Raw genomic sequence first — 17,117 nt, forward strand, 5'->3', positions numbered from 1 at the left:
ATCAACAACCCGAGGGCTGATCATGGATGACGCGAATCAAAGATGCTCGCGTCCACTGTGTAGTTCTCAACATACGATCGGCACCAGCACTCCCCCACCACAACGGTAGGTTCACCCTGGCCCGACGAAGGACCCGTAGGCCCAACCCCCACCACCACTCACGTGACGACAGGAAGCCTGGTCCCTCAGGACCCAACAACGTGCACCAGCCAGTCGCTCCACCCCGACCCGTCCCAACCCTGCAAGCAGAGCGTACTGAGGTCGGAAGCATCACTCCCAACTGCACTGTCAATGTTCCACCCATGAGCTACCCGTCGGACACGTTCGGTCCGAATCAGGCGCCTGGACCATGCGTGCCCCGATAAGGGACAACACGAGGCCAGATGCTCCTTAGAAAGGAGGTGATCCAGCCGCACCTTCCGGTACGGCTACCTTGTTACGACTTAGTCCTAATCACCGATCCCACCTTCGACGGCTCCTTCCACAAGGGTTAGGCCACCGGCTTCGGGTGTTACCGACTTTCATGACTTGACGGGCGGTGTGTACAAGGCCCGGGAACGTATTCACCGCAGCGTTGCTGATCTGCGATTACTAGCGACTCCGACTTCATGAGGTCGAGTTGCAGACCTCAATCCGAACTGAGACCGGCTTTTTGGGATTCGCTCCACCTTACGGTATCGCAGCCCTTTGTACCGGCCATTGTAGCATGCGTGAAGCCCAAGACATAAGGGGCATGATGATTTGACGTCATCCCCACCTTCCTCCGAGTTGACCCCGGCAGTCTCCTATGAGTCCCCGGCATAACCCGCTGGCAACATAGAACGAGGGTTGCGCTCGTTGCGGGACTTAACCCAACATCTCACGACACGAGCTGACGACAACCATGCACCACCTGTACACCGACCACAAGGGGGCGACCATCTCTGGCCGTTTCCGGTGTATGTCAAGCCTTGGTAAGGTTCTTCGCGTTGCATCGAATTAATCCGCATGCTCCGCCGCTTGTGCGGGCCCCCGTCAATTCCTTTGAGTTTTAGCCTTGCGGCCGTACTCCCCAGGCGGGGCGCTTAATGCGTTAGCTACGACACAGAAACCGTGGAAAGGTCCCTACATCTAGCGCCCAACGTTTACGGCATGGACTACCAGGGTATCTAATCCTGTTCGCTCCCCATGCTTTCGCTCCTCAGCGTCAGTTACGGCCCAGAGATCTGCCTTCGCCATCGGTGTTCCTCCTGATATCTGCGCATTCCACCGCTACACCAGGAATTCCAATCTCCCCTACCGCACTCTAGTCTGCCCGTACCCACTGCAAGCCCGAGGTTGAGCCTCGGGATTTCACAGCAGACGCGACAAACCGCCTACGAGCTCTTTACGCCCAATAATTCCGGACAACGCTTGCACCCTACGTATTACCGCGGCTGCTGGCACGTAGTTAGCCGGTGCTTTTTCTGCAGGTACCGTCACTTTCGCTTCTTCCCTACTAAAAGAGGTTTACAACCCGAAGGCCGTCATCCCTCACGCGGCGTTGCTGCATCAGGCTTTCGCCCATTGTGCAATATTCCCCACTGCTGCCTCCCGTAGGAGTCTGGGCCGTGTCTCAGTCCCAGTGTGGCCGGTCACCCTCTCAGGCCGGCTACCCGTCGTCGCCTTGGTGAGCCATTACCTCACCAACAAGCTGATAGGCCGCGAGTCCATCCCCAACCAAAAAATCTTTCCACCACCAGACCATGCGGCCAGTGATCATATCCAGTATTAGACGTCGTTTCCAACGCTTATCCCAGAGTCAGGGGCAGGTTACTCACGTGTTACTCACCCGTTCGCCACTAATCCACCCAGCAAGCTGGGCATCATCGTTCGACTTGCATGTGTTAAGCACGCCGCCAGCGTTCGTCCTGAGCCAGGATCAAACTCTCCGTAAAAAAATACAGACCCAACACCCGAAGGCATCAGACCGAGTTGATTCTGACTGTTGACTGTCTACTGACAATCTTCAATCCAAAAGGAATTGCTTCATGACCCAGTCAGCAAGCCGACCAGGCACGAGGTCAATCAATAAATTGGCATTGACAATGTGCACGCTGTTGAGTTCTCAAGGACCAGACGCACTCCCCGCTCGACCCATCACAGGTTCCGCAGAGAGGCATTCGTCTTGTACAACATCCTGGGCGCACAACCAGAGGTCGTGGTTCCGAGGAGTTGGTTGCCTGAGTGGGACCCCGTCCGGACTGCATCTCCAGGTGTTCAACCCGGTGATCGTCTCGGCCGTTCCGTTCTCCGCCTCAGCGGCAACGAGTGATTACTTTACGCAGAGGTGAACGGCAGCGCCAAGCCGGGCCACATCCCGGGCGTGTCGCCATCTGCGCCGCGGCTGGGCACTGCCCCGAGAACGACGAACGGCCCGCTCCCCACCTGGGGGAACGGGCCGTTCGGCAGCGCTGTCAGTGCCGGGCGATGACGGGGTTCTTGAGCGAACCGATGCCGGAGATGGTGACCTCGACGATCTCGCCGTCGCGGATCTGTCCGACACCCGCCGGGGTCCCGGTCAGGATGACGTCACCGGGCAACAGGGTCCAGATCGAGGACACGAACTCGACGAGCGACGGGATGTCGTGCACCATCTCGTTCGTCGAAGCCGCCTGCCGGAGGTCACCGTCGACGCGGGTCTCGATGCGGATGTCCGACGGGTCGATCTCGGTCTCGATCACGGGGCCGAGCGGGCAGAAGGTGTCGAACCCCTTCGCCCGGGTCCACTGACCGTCGCGCGCCTGCAGGTCACGGGCGGTCACGTCGTTGGCGATCGTGTAGCCGAGGATGACGCTCGCGAAGTCCTCACGCCGGACGTTCTTCGCGAGCGAGCCGATCACGATGGCGAGTTCGCCCTCGTGGTCGACGCGTCCGATGTCGGCGGGGAGGCGGATGGGTTCGTCCGGACCGATCACCGAGGTGTTCGGCTTGAGGAACACCACCGGGTCGTCGCCGGCGCGCTCGTCCATCTCCGAAGCGTGCTCCGAGTAGTTGAGCCCGACGCCGATGACCTTCGAGCGCGGGATGACGGGCGCGAGGAGCTTGGCGTCGGCGAGTGCCACGCGCTCCCCCGTGGTCTCGAACCCCTGGTACATCGGGTCTCCCGCGAGCACCACCAGAGCGCGCTCGTCGAGGATGCCGTACCGGGGGTCTTCACCCTTGCTGCTGAACCGTGCGATCTTCACCGTTCGACCCTACCCACGCCCGCCGGTCGATCAGGACGCGTCGGTCAGCTTGGTCATCCACCCGTGCGGGTCGGGACGACGGCCGTACTGGATGTCGGTGAGCTCGTCGCGCAGGGACATCGTGAGCTCCCCCGCCCCGACGGTCGGCGAACCGATCGTGAAGCCGTCGCCCCGGAGTTCGGCGATCGGGGTCACCACGGCGGCGGTGCCGCATGCGAAGGCCTCGGTGATCGAGCCGTCGGCGACGCCGTCACGCCACTCGTCGAGGGTCACCCGGCGCTTCTCGACGGTCAGGCCGCGGTCCTCGGCCAGCTGCAGGATCGAGTCACGCGTGATCCCTTCGAGGATCGAGTCGGAGTCGGGCGTGACGAGGGTGCCGTCGGACGTGACCAGGACGACGTTCATGCCGCCGAGCTCTTCGAGGTACTTGCCCTCCACCGAGTCGAGGAACATCACCTGCTGGCAGCCGTGCTCGTAGGCCTCTTGCTGGGGCAACAGCGACGAGGCGTAGTTGCCACCGGTCTTCGCCGCGCCGGTCCCGCCCTTGCCGGCACGGGCGTACTGCGTCGACAGCCAGATCGACACCGGCTTCGGGCCCGAGGTGAAGTACGCTCCGGCCGGGCTCGCGATGCAGTGGTACGCGACGGCCTGTGCCGCCCGGACCCCGAGGAACGACTCCGTCGCGATCATGAACGGCCGCAGGTACAGGCTGGTCTCGGGCGCCGAGGGAACCCAGTCGACGTCGGTCTGCACGAGCTGCCGGATCGACTCGACGAACGCCTCGACCGGGAGCTCCGGGAGCGCGAGCCGTCGGGCGGACCGCTGGAACCGCCGGGCGTTGGCGTCCGGTCGGAACGACCACACCGAGCCGTCCGCGTGCCGGTAGGCCTTGAGCCCCTCGAAGATCTCCTGGGCGTAGTGCAGGACACTCGCGCTCGGGTCCAGGGACAGCGGCCCGTACGGGTGGATCGACGCGCTGTGCCAGCCGTCGTCGAGCGTCCACTCGACCGTCGCCATGTGGTCGGTGAAGTGCTTGCCGAAGCCCGGGTCGGCCAGGATCTGCTCGCGCTCGGCGGCCGCGCGACGGTCGGCGGACGGGGTGCTGGCGAACTCGAGTCCGAAGGCGTTGTCGGTGCTCATGGGGAGGACTCCTTCTCAGGCGGTGGTGGTGCGTGCCGTGGCCGCGGCGGCGATCGCGTCGCCGATCTCGGCCGTGCGACGCGGCGTGGTGCCCCGGTCGGCGAGGTCGGACTCCACCGCAGCCGTCACCGCGGCCGCCAGGTCACCGCGACCGATGTGGTCGAGCAACAGGGCGACGGAACGGATCGCGGCGGTGGGGTCGGCCAGCTGCTGACCTGCGATGTCCGGCGCGGAACCGTGGACCGGCTCGAACATGCTGGGGAAGGTGCCGTCCGGGTTGATGTTGCCCGAGGCCGCCAGACCGATGCCGCCGCTGATCGCGCCGGCCAGGTCGGTGATGATGTCGCCGAACAGGTTGTCGGTGACGATGACGTCGAACCGTGCGGGGTCGCGCACCATGTGGATGGTGACCGCGTCCACGTGCTGGTAGTCGACCGTGACGTCCGGGTACTCGGCGCCGACGGCCGCGACGGTGCGCTGCCAGAGGGCCCCGGCGTGCACCAGGACGTTGCTCTTGTGCACGAGGGTCAGGTGGCGACGCGGGCGTCGGTCCGCCAGCGCGAAGGCGTACCGCACGACCCGCTCGACACCGAAGGCGGTGTTCAACGAGACCTCGGTCGCGATCTCGTGCGGGGTACCGGTCCGGATGGCACCGCCGTTGCCGACGTAGGGCCCTTCGGTGCCTTCGCGCACGACCACGAAGTCGACATCGCCGGGTTCGGCGAGCGGCGTCGGGACGGCCGGGTGCACCGTCGTCGGCCGGAGGTTCACGTAGTGGTCGAACGCGAAGCGGAGCTTGAGGAGCAGCCCGCGCTCGATGATGCCCCCGGCGAGCCGCGGGTCACGCGGGTCACCGCCGACCGCTCCGAGCAGGATCGCGTCGTGCTGCGCGATCGCTGCCATGTCGTCGTCGGTCAGGATGTCGCCGGTCTCCAGGTACCGTGCGGCGCCGAGGGAGAACGGGGTCTCCTGCACCACGAGGTCGTCCGGCAGGACCGCGTGCAGGACCTTCAGGGCCTCGTCGACGACCTCGGGGCCGATGCCGTCACCACGGATGACCGCGAGTCGGATCGTCTGCGCGCTGCTCATGTCCGCCACTCCCCTAGAGCGTGATGTCGATCTCGCGGAGCGAGGACGCGTCGATCGCCGAGCGGACGTGCTCGAGGATCTCGGCCGGCACGGGCGAGTCGACCGTCAGGACGCTCAGCGCCTGGCCACCGGCGGCTTCGCGCGAGATCTGCATCGCGGCGATGTTGATGCCGGCCTGGCCGAACTCCTTGCCGTAGACCGCGACGATGCCCGGTCGGTCGGTGTACTCCATGACGACGTGGTGCCGGTCGAGCGGCACCTCGACGTCGTGCCCGTTGATCTCGACGAGCTTCTCGACCTGCTTCGGGCCGGTGAGCGTGCCGGACACGCTGATCGCCGGGCCGTCGGACTGGGCACCGCGGATCGTCAGCACGTTGCGGTACTCGGGGCTGTCGGTCTCGGTGATGAGGCGGACGGTGACCCCGCGCTGCTCGGCGATGAGCGGGGCGTTGACGTACGAGACCTGGTCGCTCACGACGTCGGTGAAGACGCCCTTGAGCGCCGCGAGCTTCAGCACGCTGACGTCGTACTCGGCGAGCTCGCCGTGCACCTCGACGTCGATGCTCGTGACCGGCGAGGTCGCCAGGGCGGTGAAGACCTGGCCGAGCTTCTCGACGAGCGGGATGCCGGGGCGCACGTACGGGTCGATGACCCCGCCGGCGACGTTCACCGCGTCGGGCACGAGCTCGCCGCCGAGGGCGAGACGGACCGACTTGGCGACCGAGACGCCTGCTTTCTCCTGCGCTTCGTCGGTGGAGGCACCGAGGTGCGGCGTCACGACGACGTTCGGGAGCGCCAGGAGCGGCGAGTCCTTCGGGGGCTCGGCGACGAAGACGTCGAGGCCGGCGCCGGCGATGGTGTTCGCCGTGAGTGCACGGTGCAGGGCGTCCTCGTCGATCAGGCCGCCGCGGGCCACGTTCACGACGAACGCGGTCGGCTTCATCAGGGCGAACTGGGCGTCCGAGATCATGCCGAGGGTCTCCGGCGTCCTCGGCATGTGGATCGTGGTGAAGTCCGCTCGGCGCAGCAGGTCGTCGAGGGAGACGAGCTCGACCCCGAGCTGCTGCGCACGTGCCGTGGTGACGTACGGGTCGTACGCGATGACCGTCACGCCGAAGGCCTGCAGCCGCTGGGTGATGAGCGCGCCGATGCGGCCGAGGCCGATGATGCCGACGGTCTTCTCGTAGAGCTCCACACCGGTGTACGACGAGCGCTTCCACGCACCGGCGGCCAGCGAGGCGTGGGCGGCCGGGATGTGCCGCGCGAGCGACAGGATGTGCCCGACCGTGAGCTCCGCCGCCGAGATGATGTTCGAGGTCGGGGCGTTCACCACCATCACGCCGGCGGTCGTCGCGGCCTTGATGTCGACGTTGTCGAGGCCGACGCCGGCACGGGCGACGACCTTGAGGCTCGGTGCCGCGGCGATCGCCTCGGCGTCGATCTTGGTGGCGGACCGCACGAGGACGGCGTGCGCGTCGGACAGCGCCGCCAGGAGCGCCGGACGGTCGGTGCCGTCCACGTTCCGGATCTCGAAGTCGGGCCCGAGGGCGTCGACCGTTGCGGGCGAGAGTTCTTCGGCGATCAGGACGACCGGCTTCGACACAGCAGCTGTTTCCTCACTCGAGACGGTTGGTATCCCACCATGCTATCGACGCGGGCCGGTGGTTACGACCGCGGGAGCGGTCCTGTGGAGAACCACACGACGGCCGGGAGGCGCGGGGCGGGGCCGCACCGTGCCTCCTGGCCGTGGGCGGGTCGCGTCAGAAGTCCAGCAGCGTCGGGACGAACAGCTGGAGGTCGAGCCAGAGGGCGCCGGCACCCGCGAACGCGACCACGAACACCGCGATCGTGACGGGCAGGCTCGCGCGCCGGGTGATGACGATCGCCGCGACGAACGCGACCGGCGCGATGAGGATGTCGAGCACGAGCCACAGCCACGGGGTGCTGGTCTGCAGCGAGTCGCCACCCGAGGTCGTCTGGAGGAACGCGTTGAAGGCGTCCACCCGCTGGTTGATCTGCGTCAGGTTGCCGACGGCCTGCACCGTCATGTAGGCGAACAGCGCCGCGAACACGACCCAGACCACGATCTTCGCGACCACGGGGGCACTGTTCCGGCGGGTCGTCGCCGGCACTGCCCCGGTCACCCGAAGCTCCGCGTCAGGAGGAACGGCCAGGGGAAGAGCACGACGGCGCCGAGGAGCATCCAGAGCAGGCGGGTCCGGGTGCGGCTGCTGCGCGCTGCCCAGAGCACCACCGTGAACCAGAGTGCCGGCGCGAGGATCGCGAGGAAGCGGAGCACCTCGACGAAGAGCGTGAGGACGGTGTCGACGCCGGAGACGTACGCGGTCGAGGCGGTCAGGAGCCAGGCCACCGTGTAGAGCAGGTAGAGGCCCCCGAAGACGCCGAACCCGACGAGCGCGCCGGAGGTCTCGGGTGCTTCGGGGTCACGGGCTCCGCGGTCGCGCACCGCCACCGGGTTGTGCGCCGCGTCGACGTGGGTGGCGTCGTCCGCGTCACCCCAGCTGAGGGCGGCGTCGTCGGTGTCGACGGCGTTCGGCACGTCCGGGTCGATCGACCCGTCTGGTGGGGATGCTGCCGTGGTCATGCCCCGATTCTACGAGGGACACGAACCCGGGGAGACCAGCGGCGGCCGGGAGGTCGACGTCAGACGTCGGCCGGCTGCGTCGCGAGGACCTCGGCGACGACGTCACGGACGGCCGGGAAGAGCGGGTGGCTCTCCATCAGGCCCGTGAGGATCTCGGTGAGCGCGTGCGCGGTCGCCCCGGAGCGCAGGAGTGCGTGCAGCTCGATCGACTCCGGGTCGTTCTCGTCGTCGAACGCGAGCGCCGCGCGGACCGCACCGAGCAGGTGTTCGACGGGCAGGCCGCGCTCGGCGAGCTGTGACGCCGGGCCGACGAAGCGTTCACGACGGCCGAGCTTGCGGAGCGGGTTGCGGCCGACGCGTGCCGTGGAGTCCGGCAGGTGCGGGTTCGCGATGCGGGAGAGGTTCGCGGCGACGTAGCGCGCGTGGTCCTCGGGGTCGAAGCCGTGCTTCGCGATCAGCAGTGCGGTGGTCTCGGCGAGCACCCCGTCGACCTCGGCGCGGACGGCGTCGTCCTCGAGTGCTTCGCGGATGAGCCGGATGCCCCGCACGTAGCCGTGGTAGGCGGCGGTGGCGTGCGCCGTGTTGACCGTGTAGAGCTTGCGCTCGACGAACGGCTGCAGGTCGTCGACCCAGGTGACGCCCTCGATCGTCGGCGGTTCGGCGTCGGAGCCGAGGAACGGGGTGCGCTCGATGACCCACTCGTAGAACGGTTCGAGCACGACGTCGAGGCCGCCGGACTGCCCGAGCACACCGGACTGGTCCGGGACGATGCGGTCGATCGCGCAGTTCGCGAAGACGGCGGCGATGTCGCGGTCTTCGAGGATGGGGGCGCGGCGGATGCTGGCGTGCAGGGAGTCGGTCGCGTTGAACGCGTTCTCGCAGGCCACGATCGTGACGTCACCGCGCTCGAGCGGACGTGCCGCGAGCCCTTCGGCGATGAGCGGCGCGACGAGCGGGAGCGTGCGTGCGCCCACGGCGGTGGTCACCACGTCGGCCTCGGCGATGGCCTGCACCACACGCTCGCGGTCGGTCTTGCTGCTGAGCGCACGGAACCCGTAGACGAGGTGCTCGACCGGCATCTCGCCGACCTCGTGCACCACGAACCGGCCGGCTTCGTTCAGGGCCGAGACCACGCGTTCGTCGACGTCGACGAAGGTGAGCTCGTAGCCGCTCGCCACGAGGAACTGGCCCACGAACCCACGCCCGATCTTGCCGGCGCCGATGTGGACCGCTCGCTTCGTCACCGCCATCGAACGATCATCCCATGCTGGTCGGGGCGGTCCTGACCGCGGGTGCGCAGCACGGCCGACGGGTGTCGGGAATCGTCCGCGCGCACGGCGGAGGGACGCCGGTCCGCGGCGTCGGGGCTGGAGAAGAGCTGCTGCATAACGTTCGGGTCACATCGCGAGGCGGCGGTGCAGGTGCACCGCCGCCTCGTCGTCGAGTGGTTCTCGGAAGACTACCGCGCGGCCGAGCCGTCCACGTAGTCGCCGTCGTTCTGCTTCCACGCGAAGAGCGCGCGGAGCTCACGGCCGGTGGCCTCGATCGGGTGGCCCTCGCCCTTGGCACGGAGCGCCTTGAACTCCGGAGCGCCGGCGTCCTGGTCCTCGATGAAGCGCTTCGCGAAGGCACCGTTCTGGATGTCCGCGAGCACCGCCTTCATGTTCTCCTTGACGTCCGGCGAGATCACGCGCGGGCCGGAGACGTAGTCACCGAACTCGGCGGTGTCGGAGATCGACCAGCGCTGCTTGGTGAGGCCGCCCTCCCAGATGAGGTCGACGATGAGCTTGAGCTCGTGCAGGACCTCGAAGTAGGCGATCTGCGGCTGGTAGCCCGCCTCGACCAGGGTCTCGAAGCCGTACTGGATGAGCTGCGAGGTGCCACCGCAGAGGACGGCCTGCTCGCCGAACAGGTCGGTCTCGGTCTCCTCGGTGAAGGTCGTCTTGATGCCGCCGGAGCGGAGGCCACCGATGGCCTTGGAGTACGACCACGCGAGGTCCCAGGCGGAACCGGACGCGTCGACCTCGACGGCGACGATCACGGGGACGCCACGGCCGGCCTCGTACTCGCGGCGGACGGTGTGCCCCGGGCCCTTCGGCGCGACGAGCGACACGTCGACGCCCTCGGGCGCCTCGATGTAGCCGAAGCGGATGTTGAAGCCGTGGCCGAAGACGAGCGTCGCGCCCGGCTTGAGGTTCGGTCGGATGTCCTCGGCGTAGACGATGCGCTGGACCTGGTCCGGCGCGAGGATGACGACGACGTCGGCCCAGGCGGTGGCGTCGCCCGGGGTGTGGACCTCGAAGCCCGCCTCTTCGGCCTTCTGCCGGCTCTTCGAGCCCTCCTGCAGGCCGATCTTCACCTCGACACCCGAGTCACGGAGGTTGAGGGCGTGGGCGTGGCCCTGCGAGCCGTAGCCGATGACGGCGACCTTCTTGCCCTGGATGAGCGTCAGGTCGGCGTCGGCGTCGTACACGATGTCAGTCACGAGGGTGTGTCTCCTTGGTTCTGTGGTCTGTGCCGGGCACCATCGGCGCCCGGGAAGGGTGTGACGGGCGCTCAGCGCACCCGGTCGGTGATGCTCTTCGGTCCGCGGCCCACGCCGAGGAGGCCCGCGCGGGCGAGCTCCTTGACGCCGTACGGCTCGAGCACGCGGAGGATCGCCTGGATCTTGCCGGGGTCGCCGGTCACCTCGACGATCAGGGAGTCGGTCGCCACGTCGACGACCTGGGCACGGAACAGGTTCACTGCTTCGAGCACCGCCGAGCGCGTCTGGTTGTCGACGCGCACCTTCACGAGCATGTGCTCGCGCTGGACCGACTGCGAGAAGTCCAGTTCGACGATCTTGATGACGTTCACCAGCTTGTTGAGCTGCTTCGTCACCTGTTCCAGCGGGAGGTCCTCGACGTCGACGACGACCGTGATCCGGCTGAGGCCGTCCACCTCGGTGTTGCCGACGGCGAGCGACTCGATGTTGAACCCGCGCCGGGCGAAGAGTCCGGCGACACGGGTCAGCAGACCGGGCTTGTCCTCCACGAGGAGGGAGAGGACGTGGCTCATGCGGTTTCTCCCGTCATGTCGGCGTCCTCGTCGTCCCAGGTGGGCGCGAGTGCCTGGGCGTACTCGATGGAGGAGTTGCTGACGCCCTGCGGGACCATCGGCCAGACCATCGAGTCACGGCTCACGACGAAGTCGATCACCACCGGGCGGTCGTTGGTCGCCAGGGCGAGCTCGATCGCGGCGTCGACCTCGTCGGCCTTCTCGACGCGGATGCCGAGGGCACCGTAGGCGTCGGCCAGCTTCACGAAGTCCGGGACGCGGCGCGAGGCGTGCCCCGTCTCGAGGTCGGTGAAGGAGTGCCGGCCGTCGTAGAACAGCGTCTGCCACTGCCGGACCATGCCGAGCGACGAGTTGTTGATGATCGCGACCTTGATCGGGATGTCGTTGATGACGCAGGTCGCGAGTTCCTGGTTCGTCATCTGGAAGCAGCCGTCGCCGTCGATCGCCCAGACCACGCGGTCCGGCTGCGCGACCTTCGCACCCATCGCCGCGGGGACCGAGTAGCCCATCGTGCCGGCTCCACCGGAGTTGAGCCAGGCGTTGGGCCGCTCGTACTTGATGAACTGCGCGGACCACATCTGGTGCTGGCCGACACCGGAGGCGTAGACGGCCTCGGGACCGGAGAGCTCACCGATGCGCTTGATGATGCCCTGCGGCGCGAGGAGTCCGTCGGTCGGCTCGGCGTACCCGAGCGGGAAGTCGGTCTTGAGCTGGTGGAGCTTCGCCCACCACTCGTCGGTCGACGCGCGGTCCTCGACGGCGATGCCGCCCCAGGCGTCGAGCAGGTCGACCAGGACCTCGCGGGCGTCACCGACGATCGGGACGTCGGCGAAGCGGATCTTCGAGATCTCGGCCGGGTCGATGTCGACGTGCACGACCTTGGCGTCCGGGGCGAACTCGTCGGCCTTGCCGGTCACGCGGTCGTCGAAGCGGGCACCGAGGGCGACGATGAGGTCGCTGTCCTGCAGGCCGAGCACCGCGGGCACCGTGCCGTGCATGCCGGGCATGCCGAGGTGCTGCGGGTGCGAGTCCGGGAACGCGCCGCGCGCCATCAGGGTCGTGACGACCGGCGCACCGGTCGCCTCGGCGAAGCGGAGCAGCTCGGCGGTCGCGCGGGAGCGGATGACCCCGCCGCCGACGTAGAGCACCGGGCGCTTCGACTCGGACAGCAGCTGCGCGGCCGCGGTGATCTGCTTGCCGTGCGCCTTGGTCACCGGGCGGTAACCGGGCAGGTCGATCTTGGGCGGCCACACGTACGGCGCCGACTTCTGCTGGGCGTCCTTCGTGATGTCCACCAGCACGGGACCGGGCCGACCGGTCGTCGCGATGAGGTGCGCCGCGGCGAGGGTCGCCGGCACGTCGGCCGGGTCGGTCACCAGGAACGAGTGCTTCGTGATGGGCATCGTGATGCCGACGATGTCGGCTTCCTGGAACGCGTCGGTGCCCATCAGTGTCGAGAACACCTGACCGGTGATCGCGATGAACGGCACCGAGTCCATGTAGGCGTCGGCGATGGCCGTGACGAGGTTCGTCGCACCGGGGCCGGACGTCGCGATGGCGACCCCGACCTTGCCGGACGACGAGGCGTAGCCCTCGGCGGCGTGGCCGGCGCCCTGCTCGTGACGGACGAGGATGTGGCGGATCGTGGTCGACGCCATCAGCTCGTCGTAGAACGGGATGATCGCGCCGCCCGGCAGGCCGAAGACGTCGGTGATCCCGAGGTGCTCGAGCGTCCGGAGGACGGCTCCCGAGCCGGTCAGGATCTCCGGCGACCGGCGTGCACCGGCGGCCGCGGACAACGGAGTTGCTTCCGTGGGCATGAGTGGTCCTTGCCTGAGTGGTGGCGGTGGTGCGGGTGTCGGACGCTAGCCCGTGACCGCGCCCTGGGCGGCGGACTTGACGAGCTTGGCGTACTTCGCGAGGACTCCGCGGGTGTAGCGCGGGGGCAGCGGGGCCCAGCCGTCACGGCGGGCCTCCAGCTCGGCCGGGTCGACCAGTAGGTCGAGCGAGCGAGCCGCGATGTCGACACGGATGCGGTCGCCATCACGAACGAAAGCGACTGGACCTGCGTCCACTGCTTCCGGTGCGATGTGGCCGATGCACAGGCCGGTTGTGCCGCCTGAGAATCGACCGTCGGTCAAGAGTAGTACATCCTTGCCGAGGCCCGCGCCCTTGATGGCCGCGGTGATGGCGAGCATCTCGCGCATGCCCGGGCCGCCCTTGGGGCCCTCGTAGCGGATGACGACGACGTCGCCCTTCTCGATCCTGCCCTCGGTCAGGGCGTCCATCGCCGCACGTTCGCGGTCGAACACGCGGGCGGGGCCCTCGAAGACGGAGGCGTCGAAGCCCGCGGTCTTCACCACGGCGCCCTCGGGGGCGAAGGAGCCCTGCAGGACGGTCAGGCCACCGGTGGCGTGGATCGGGTTGTCGAGCGTGCGGAAGACCTCGCCGTCGAGTGCCGGCGGGTCGATCTCGGCCAGGTTCTCGGCGACGGTCTTGCCCGTCACGGTCATGCACTCGCCGTGCAGCAGGCCCGCGTCGAGCAGCGCCTTCATGATCACGGGGATGCCGCCGTTGCGGTCGACGTCGACCATGACGTACTTGCCGAAGGGCTTCATGTCGGCCAGGTGCGGGACCTTCGAACCGATGCGGTTGAAGTCGTCCAGCGACAGCTCGACCTCGGCCTCGTAGGCGATCGCGAGCAGGTGCAGGATGACGTTCGTCGAGCCGCCGAGGGCCATCGCGACGGCGATCGCGTTCTCGAAGGCTTCCTTGGTGAGGATCTGGCGGGCGGTGATGCCGTGCCGGAGCATGTTCACCACGGCCTCGCCCGAGCGGTGCGCGTAGTAGTCGCGGCGACGGTCGGCGCTCGGCGGGGCGGCGGAGCCCGGCAGCGACATGCCGAGTGCCTCGGCCACGCTCGCCATCGTGTTGGCGGTGTACATGCCACCGCAGGCGCCTTCACCCGGGACGATGGCGCACTCGATCTTCTTGAGCTCTTCCTCGCTCATGGTGCCGGCCTTGCAGGCACCGACGCCCTCGAAGGAGTCGATGATGGTGACTTCCCTCATCGTGCCGTCGGCCTGCTTCACGTAGCCCGGCATGACCGAACCCGCGTAGAGGAACACGCTCGCCAGGTCGAGTCGCGCGGCGGCCATCAGCATGCCGGGCAGCGACTTGTCGCAGCCGGCGAGCAGGACGGTGCCGTCGAGGCGTTCGGCGTTGACGACGGTCTCGACGCTGTCCGCGATGACCTCACGCGAGACGAGGGAGAAGTGCATGCCCTCGTGGCCCATCGAGATGCCGTCCGAGACGGAGATGGTGCCGAACTGGAGCGGGTAGCCGCCACCGGAGTGCACGCCCTCCTTCGCACCCTGCGCGAGGCGGTCGAGCGAGAGGTTGCACGGCGTGATCTCGTTCCACGAGGACGCGATGCCGATCTGCGGCTTCTCCCAGTCCTCGTCTCCCATACCGACGGCCCGCAGCATGCCACGCGAGGTGGTTGCTTCGATCCCGTCGGTGACGACCCGGCTGCGCGGCTTGACGTCGATATCAGGCATGGGATGAGTCTAGGACGCTTTGGGATACCAGCCGTGCACCCCCGTGCATTCTCATGCTCCGGGCCCGCGATCAGCGGGTGGCGCGGAGCCTCGCCAGCTGCTTCAGGACCCCGGTCAGGGCCGCGGGGTCGGCGATGCGGTACCCGGCCCGGGTCTGGCCCGGCCCGACCTTCACCCCGACGTCGCCGTCGCCGAGCACGCGGAAGGCGTCCTCGTCGGTGACGTCGTCGCCGGCGAAGAACACCGCGTCGGCGCCGTGCAACTCGCGGAGCCGGGCGATCGCGTCGCCCTTCGTGACGTGGCGCACCGCGAACTCGACGATGTCCTTGCCACCGCGCTCGAGCACCTCGGGGTCGGCCTCGTGCGCCGCACGGCTCGCCGCCGCGTTCGCCTCGGCAGCGACCTCGGCGGAGACGCGGCGCGTGTGCACCCCGTGCCCCGCGGGCTTGTGCTCGATGACGACGCCCGGGAACCGTTCGCCGACCGCGTCGAGCGCGGCGCCGATCCGTGCCACACGACCGACCTCGTCATCGGACAGCGCGGCCTCGTCGTGGCCGTCCACGCGCCACTCGACACCGTGCGAGCCGACGAGCGCCATGTCCTCGGGTGCGTGGGTCACCGCGGCCAGGCTGCCGAGCGGACGCCCGGACACGAGCACCACCTCGGTGTCCTTCGCACGGTGCAGGGTCAGGACCGCGGCCCACGAGCCGGGCAGCGCGCCGACCTGCGAGGGGTCGTCGGCGAAGGGGGCCAGCGTGCCGTCGAAGTCGAGGGCGACGATCAGTCGCGGCGCAGCCGCGAGCGTCTCGAGGGCCGCGTCGATGGCGGTCTGGTCGGTGGTGGTCTCAGTCATCACGTGCCTCCCGGGTGTCCTCGGCAGCCCTGGCGGACTGGGCGTCCTGGTCGAAGATCGACATGTTGTCGGTCTGCGCCTCACGGTGCTGCTCACGCGGGTCGGCTGCGGACGGGTCGATCTGGGCGTTCCGCGGCGCGTGTCGGTCGAGCGCCTCGAGGAACGAGCGCGACCAGCGCGCCACGTCGTTGTCACGGACGCGCTTGCGGAGCGCCCGCATGCGCGTCGACCGCTCGCGACGCGGCATCTGGATGGCGCGCTCGATCGAGTCCTTGAGCGCCCCGATGTCGTGCGGGTTCACGATCACGGCCTGCTTGAGCTCGTCGGCGGCACCGGCGAACTCGGACAGGATGAGCACCCCGTCGTTGTCGAAGCGGGCGGCGACGTACTCCTTCGCGACCAGGTTCATGCCGTCGCGCAGTGCGGTGACGAGCATGATGTCGGCGGCCAGGTACAGCGCCACCATCTCCTCGCGCGGGTAGCCGTGGTGCAGGTACGAGATCGGCTGGTGGCCGATGACGCCGAGGTCGCCGTTGATGCGGCCGACGCTCAGCTCGATCTCGTCGCGGAGCGCCGCGTACGAGTCGACACGCTCGCGACTCGGGCTCGCGACCTGGATGAGGGTGGCGTCCTCGACGGCGATCCGGCCGTCCTCCACCAGCTCGCCGAAGGCCTTGATGCGGTGGCGGATGCCCTTGGTGTAGTCGAGCCGGTCGACACCGAGCAGCACCGTCTTCGGGTTGCCGAGGCTCTCGCGGATCTCGCTTGCACGCTCCTGCACCTCGGGCTTGCGGGCGATCGCCTCGAAGCTCTCGGCGTCGATGGAGATCGGGAAGTGCCTGGCCTCCACGTGCCGGACCGTGATGCCCTTGCGGCTGCGCGGGGCTGCCGGGTCGTCCACCGGGACGTCGATCGTGGTGCCCTTGGTCGTGTAGCCCTTGATGTGCCGCACCGCACGCAGGAAGTCGCTGGCGTCGTCGTGGCGCTGGAAGCCGATGACGTCGGCGCCGAGCAGCCCGTCGAGGATCTGCGCACGCCACGGCAGCTGCGCGTAGATGCCGACCGGCGGGAACGGGATGTGGTTGAAGAAGCCGATCGTCAGGTCGGGACGCTTCGCACGGAGCAGGGCCGGCACGAGCTGCAGCTGGTAGTCCTGCACCCAGACGATGCCGTCCTGCTCGACGATCTCGGCGATCTGCGTGGCGAAGCGCTCGTTCACCCGCTTGTACGCGTTCCACCAGTCGCGGTGGTAGCTCGGGTGCTCGATGACGTCGTGGTACAGCGGCCAGAGCGTGTCGTTGCTGAAGCCCTCGTAGTACTCCTCGACGTCGTCGTCGGAGAGCGGGACGGGGACGATGTGGATGCCCTCGTTGTCGAACGGTGCGACCTCGACCTCGGCCTGCCCCACCCAGCCGACCCAGGCTCCGTCGTTCGCGCGCATCACGGGTTCGAGGGCGGTGACGAGGCCGCCCGGCGAGTGCCGCCAGCCCTCGTTGCCGTCCTGGTCGACGACGCGGTCCACCGGGAGTCGGTTGGAGGCGACGACGAACGAGTAGCGGGTCTGTTCGGTGCGGTCTGCAGGCATGGGGTGGTGTGATCTCCGTTCC

The 17,117-nt window shown here is 68.1% G+C and carries 13 protein-coding genes and 1 rRNA gene; all 14 read right to left on the reverse strand.

All coding sequences use genetic code 11. From position 1 onward, the window contains the following. Nucleotides 1–394: 394 nt before the first annotated feature. Nucleotides 395–1,916, reverse strand: a 16S ribosomal RNA gene (locus ORG17_RS10880). Between the two features lie 519 nt (nt 1,917–2,435). Further along, on the reverse strand, nt 2,436–3,206 hold the full coding sequence (locus tag ORG17_RS10885) for a fumarylacetoacetate hydrolase family protein (protein WP_027466538.1): 771 nt from the start codon (nt 3,204–3,206) through the stop codon (nt 2,436–2,438). Nucleotides 3,207–3,236: 30 nt separating this feature from the next. After that, a complete protein-coding gene (locus ORG17_RS10890) occupies nt 3,237–4,346 on the reverse strand; it encodes a branched-chain amino acid aminotransferase (RefSeq protein ID WP_214525854.1) in 1,110 nt (369 codons plus the stop codon). Nucleotides 4,347–4,361: 15 nt separating this feature from the next. Further along, the gene (locus ORG17_RS10895) at nt 4,362–5,435 is read right to left on the reverse strand and encodes a 3-isopropylmalate dehydrogenase (protein WP_214525856.1); all 1,074 of its coding nucleotides are present in this window, start codon (nt 5,433–5,435) and stop codon (nt 4,362–4,364) included. 13 nt (nt 5,436–5,448) lie between these two features. After that, nucleotides 5,449–7,038, reverse strand: coding sequence for a phosphoglycerate dehydrogenase (gene serA / locus ORG17_RS10900; RefSeq protein ID WP_027466535.1), 1,590 nt, complete (start codon nt 7,036–7,038; stop codon nt 5,449–5,451). Nucleotides 7,039–7,195: 157 nt separating this feature from the next. Beyond that, nucleotides 7,196–7,534 (reverse strand): hypothetical protein, encoded by a 339-nt coding sequence (locus ORG17_RS10905; protein WP_027466534.1) that lies wholly within the window; start codon nt 7,532–7,534, stop codon nt 7,196–7,198. A 41-nt stretch (nt 7,535–7,575) separates the two neighbouring features. Further along, the gene (locus ORG17_RS10910) at nt 7,576–8,040 is read right to left on the reverse strand and encodes a hypothetical protein (RefSeq protein WP_027466533.1); all 465 of its coding nucleotides are present in this window, start codon (nt 8,038–8,040) and stop codon (nt 7,576–7,578) included. 59 nt (nt 8,041–8,099) lie between these two features. Next, nucleotides 8,100–9,290: a mannitol-1-phosphate 5-dehydrogenase gene (locus tag ORG17_RS10915; RefSeq protein WP_111056057.1), complete on the reverse strand. Its 1,191-nt coding sequence runs from the start codon at nt 9,288–9,290 to the stop codon at nt 8,100–8,102. Nucleotides 9,291–9,499: 209 nt separating this feature from the next. Then, nucleotides 9,500–10,525, reverse strand: coding sequence for a ketol-acid reductoisomerase (gene ilvC / locus ORG17_RS10920; protein ID WP_027466530.1), 1,026 nt, complete (start codon nt 10,523–10,525; stop codon nt 9,500–9,502). Between the two features lie 71 nt (nt 10,526–10,596). Next, nucleotides 10,597–11,097: an acetolactate synthase small subunit gene (ilvN, locus tag ORG17_RS10925; RefSeq protein WP_214525858.1), complete on the reverse strand. Its 501-nt coding sequence runs from the start codon at nt 11,095–11,097 to the stop codon at nt 10,597–10,599. Then, nucleotides 11,094–12,917, reverse strand: a complete 1,824-nt coding sequence (locus tag ORG17_RS10930) for an acetolactate synthase large subunit (protein WP_027466529.1) — start codon at nt 12,915–12,917, stop codon at nt 11,094–11,096. The genes ilvN and ORG17_RS10930 overlap by 4 nt, the downstream gene beginning before the upstream one ends. A 45-nt stretch (nt 12,918–12,962) precedes the next feature. Further along, entirely contained in the window at nt 12,963–14,657 is a 1,695-nt protein-coding gene (gene ilvD / locus ORG17_RS10935) for a dihydroxy-acid dehydratase (protein ID WP_214525860.1), read from the reverse strand. Between the two features lie 70 nt (nt 14,658–14,727). Then, a complete protein-coding gene (otsB, locus tag ORG17_RS10940; RefSeq protein ID WP_027466527.1) occupies nt 14,728–15,510 on the reverse strand; it encodes a trehalose-phosphatase in 783 nt (260 codons plus the stop codon). Continuing rightward, nucleotides 15,503–17,095, reverse strand: a complete 1,593-nt coding sequence (otsA, locus tag ORG17_RS10945) for an alpha,alpha-trehalose-phosphate synthase (UDP-forming) (protein WP_214525862.1) — start codon at nt 17,093–17,095, stop codon at nt 15,503–15,505. Before otsA ends, otsB begins: the two co-directional genes overlap by 8 nt. Nucleotides 17,096–17,117 lie beyond the last annotated feature (22 nt).

Origin of the sequence: Curtobacterium flaccumfaciens pv. betae, assembly GCF_026241855.1 — a bacterium.
GTDB lineage: Bacteria > Actinomycetota > Actinomycetes > Actinomycetales > Microbacteriaceae > Curtobacterium > Curtobacterium flaccumfaciens.

What these genes read in the sequence shown, in the direction of transcription:
- ORG17_RS10910 (WP_027466533.1), bottom strand. Translation starts at nt 8,040, where the DNA reads ATGACCACGGCAGCATCCCCACCAGACGGGTCGATCGACCCGGACGTG.
- ORG17_RS10895 (WP_214525856.1), bottom strand. Translation starts at nt 5,435, where the DNA reads ATGAGCAGCGCGCAGACGATCCGACTCGCGGTCATCCGTGGTGACGGC.
- ORG17_RS10890 (WP_214525854.1), bottom strand. Translation starts at nt 4,346, where the DNA reads ATGAGCACCGACAACGCCTTCGGACTCGAGTTCGCCAGCACCCCGTCC.
- ilvN (WP_214525858.1), bottom strand. Translation starts at nt 11,097, where the DNA reads ATGAGCCACGTCCTCTCCCTCCTCGTGGAGGACAAGCCCGGTCTGCTG.
- otsB (WP_027466527.1), bottom strand. Translation starts at nt 15,510, where the DNA reads ATGACTGAGACCACCACCGACCAGACCGCCATCGACGCGGCCCTCGAG.
- ORG17_RS10930 (WP_027466529.1), bottom strand. Translation starts at nt 12,917, where the DNA reads ATGCCCACGGAAGCAACTCCGTTGTCCGCGGCCGCCGGTGCACGCCGG.
- otsA (WP_214525862.1), bottom strand. Translation starts at nt 17,095, where the DNA reads ATGCCTGCAGACCGCACCGAACAGACCCGCTACTCGTTCGTCGTCGCC.
- ORG17_RS10915 (WP_111056057.1), bottom strand. Translation starts at nt 9,290, where the DNA reads ATGGCGGTGACGAAGCGAGCGGTCCACATCGGCGCCGGCAAGATCGGG.
- ilvD (WP_214525860.1), bottom strand. Translation starts at nt 14,657, where the DNA reads ATGCCTGATATCGACGTCAAGCCGCGCAGCCGGGTCGTCACCGACGGG.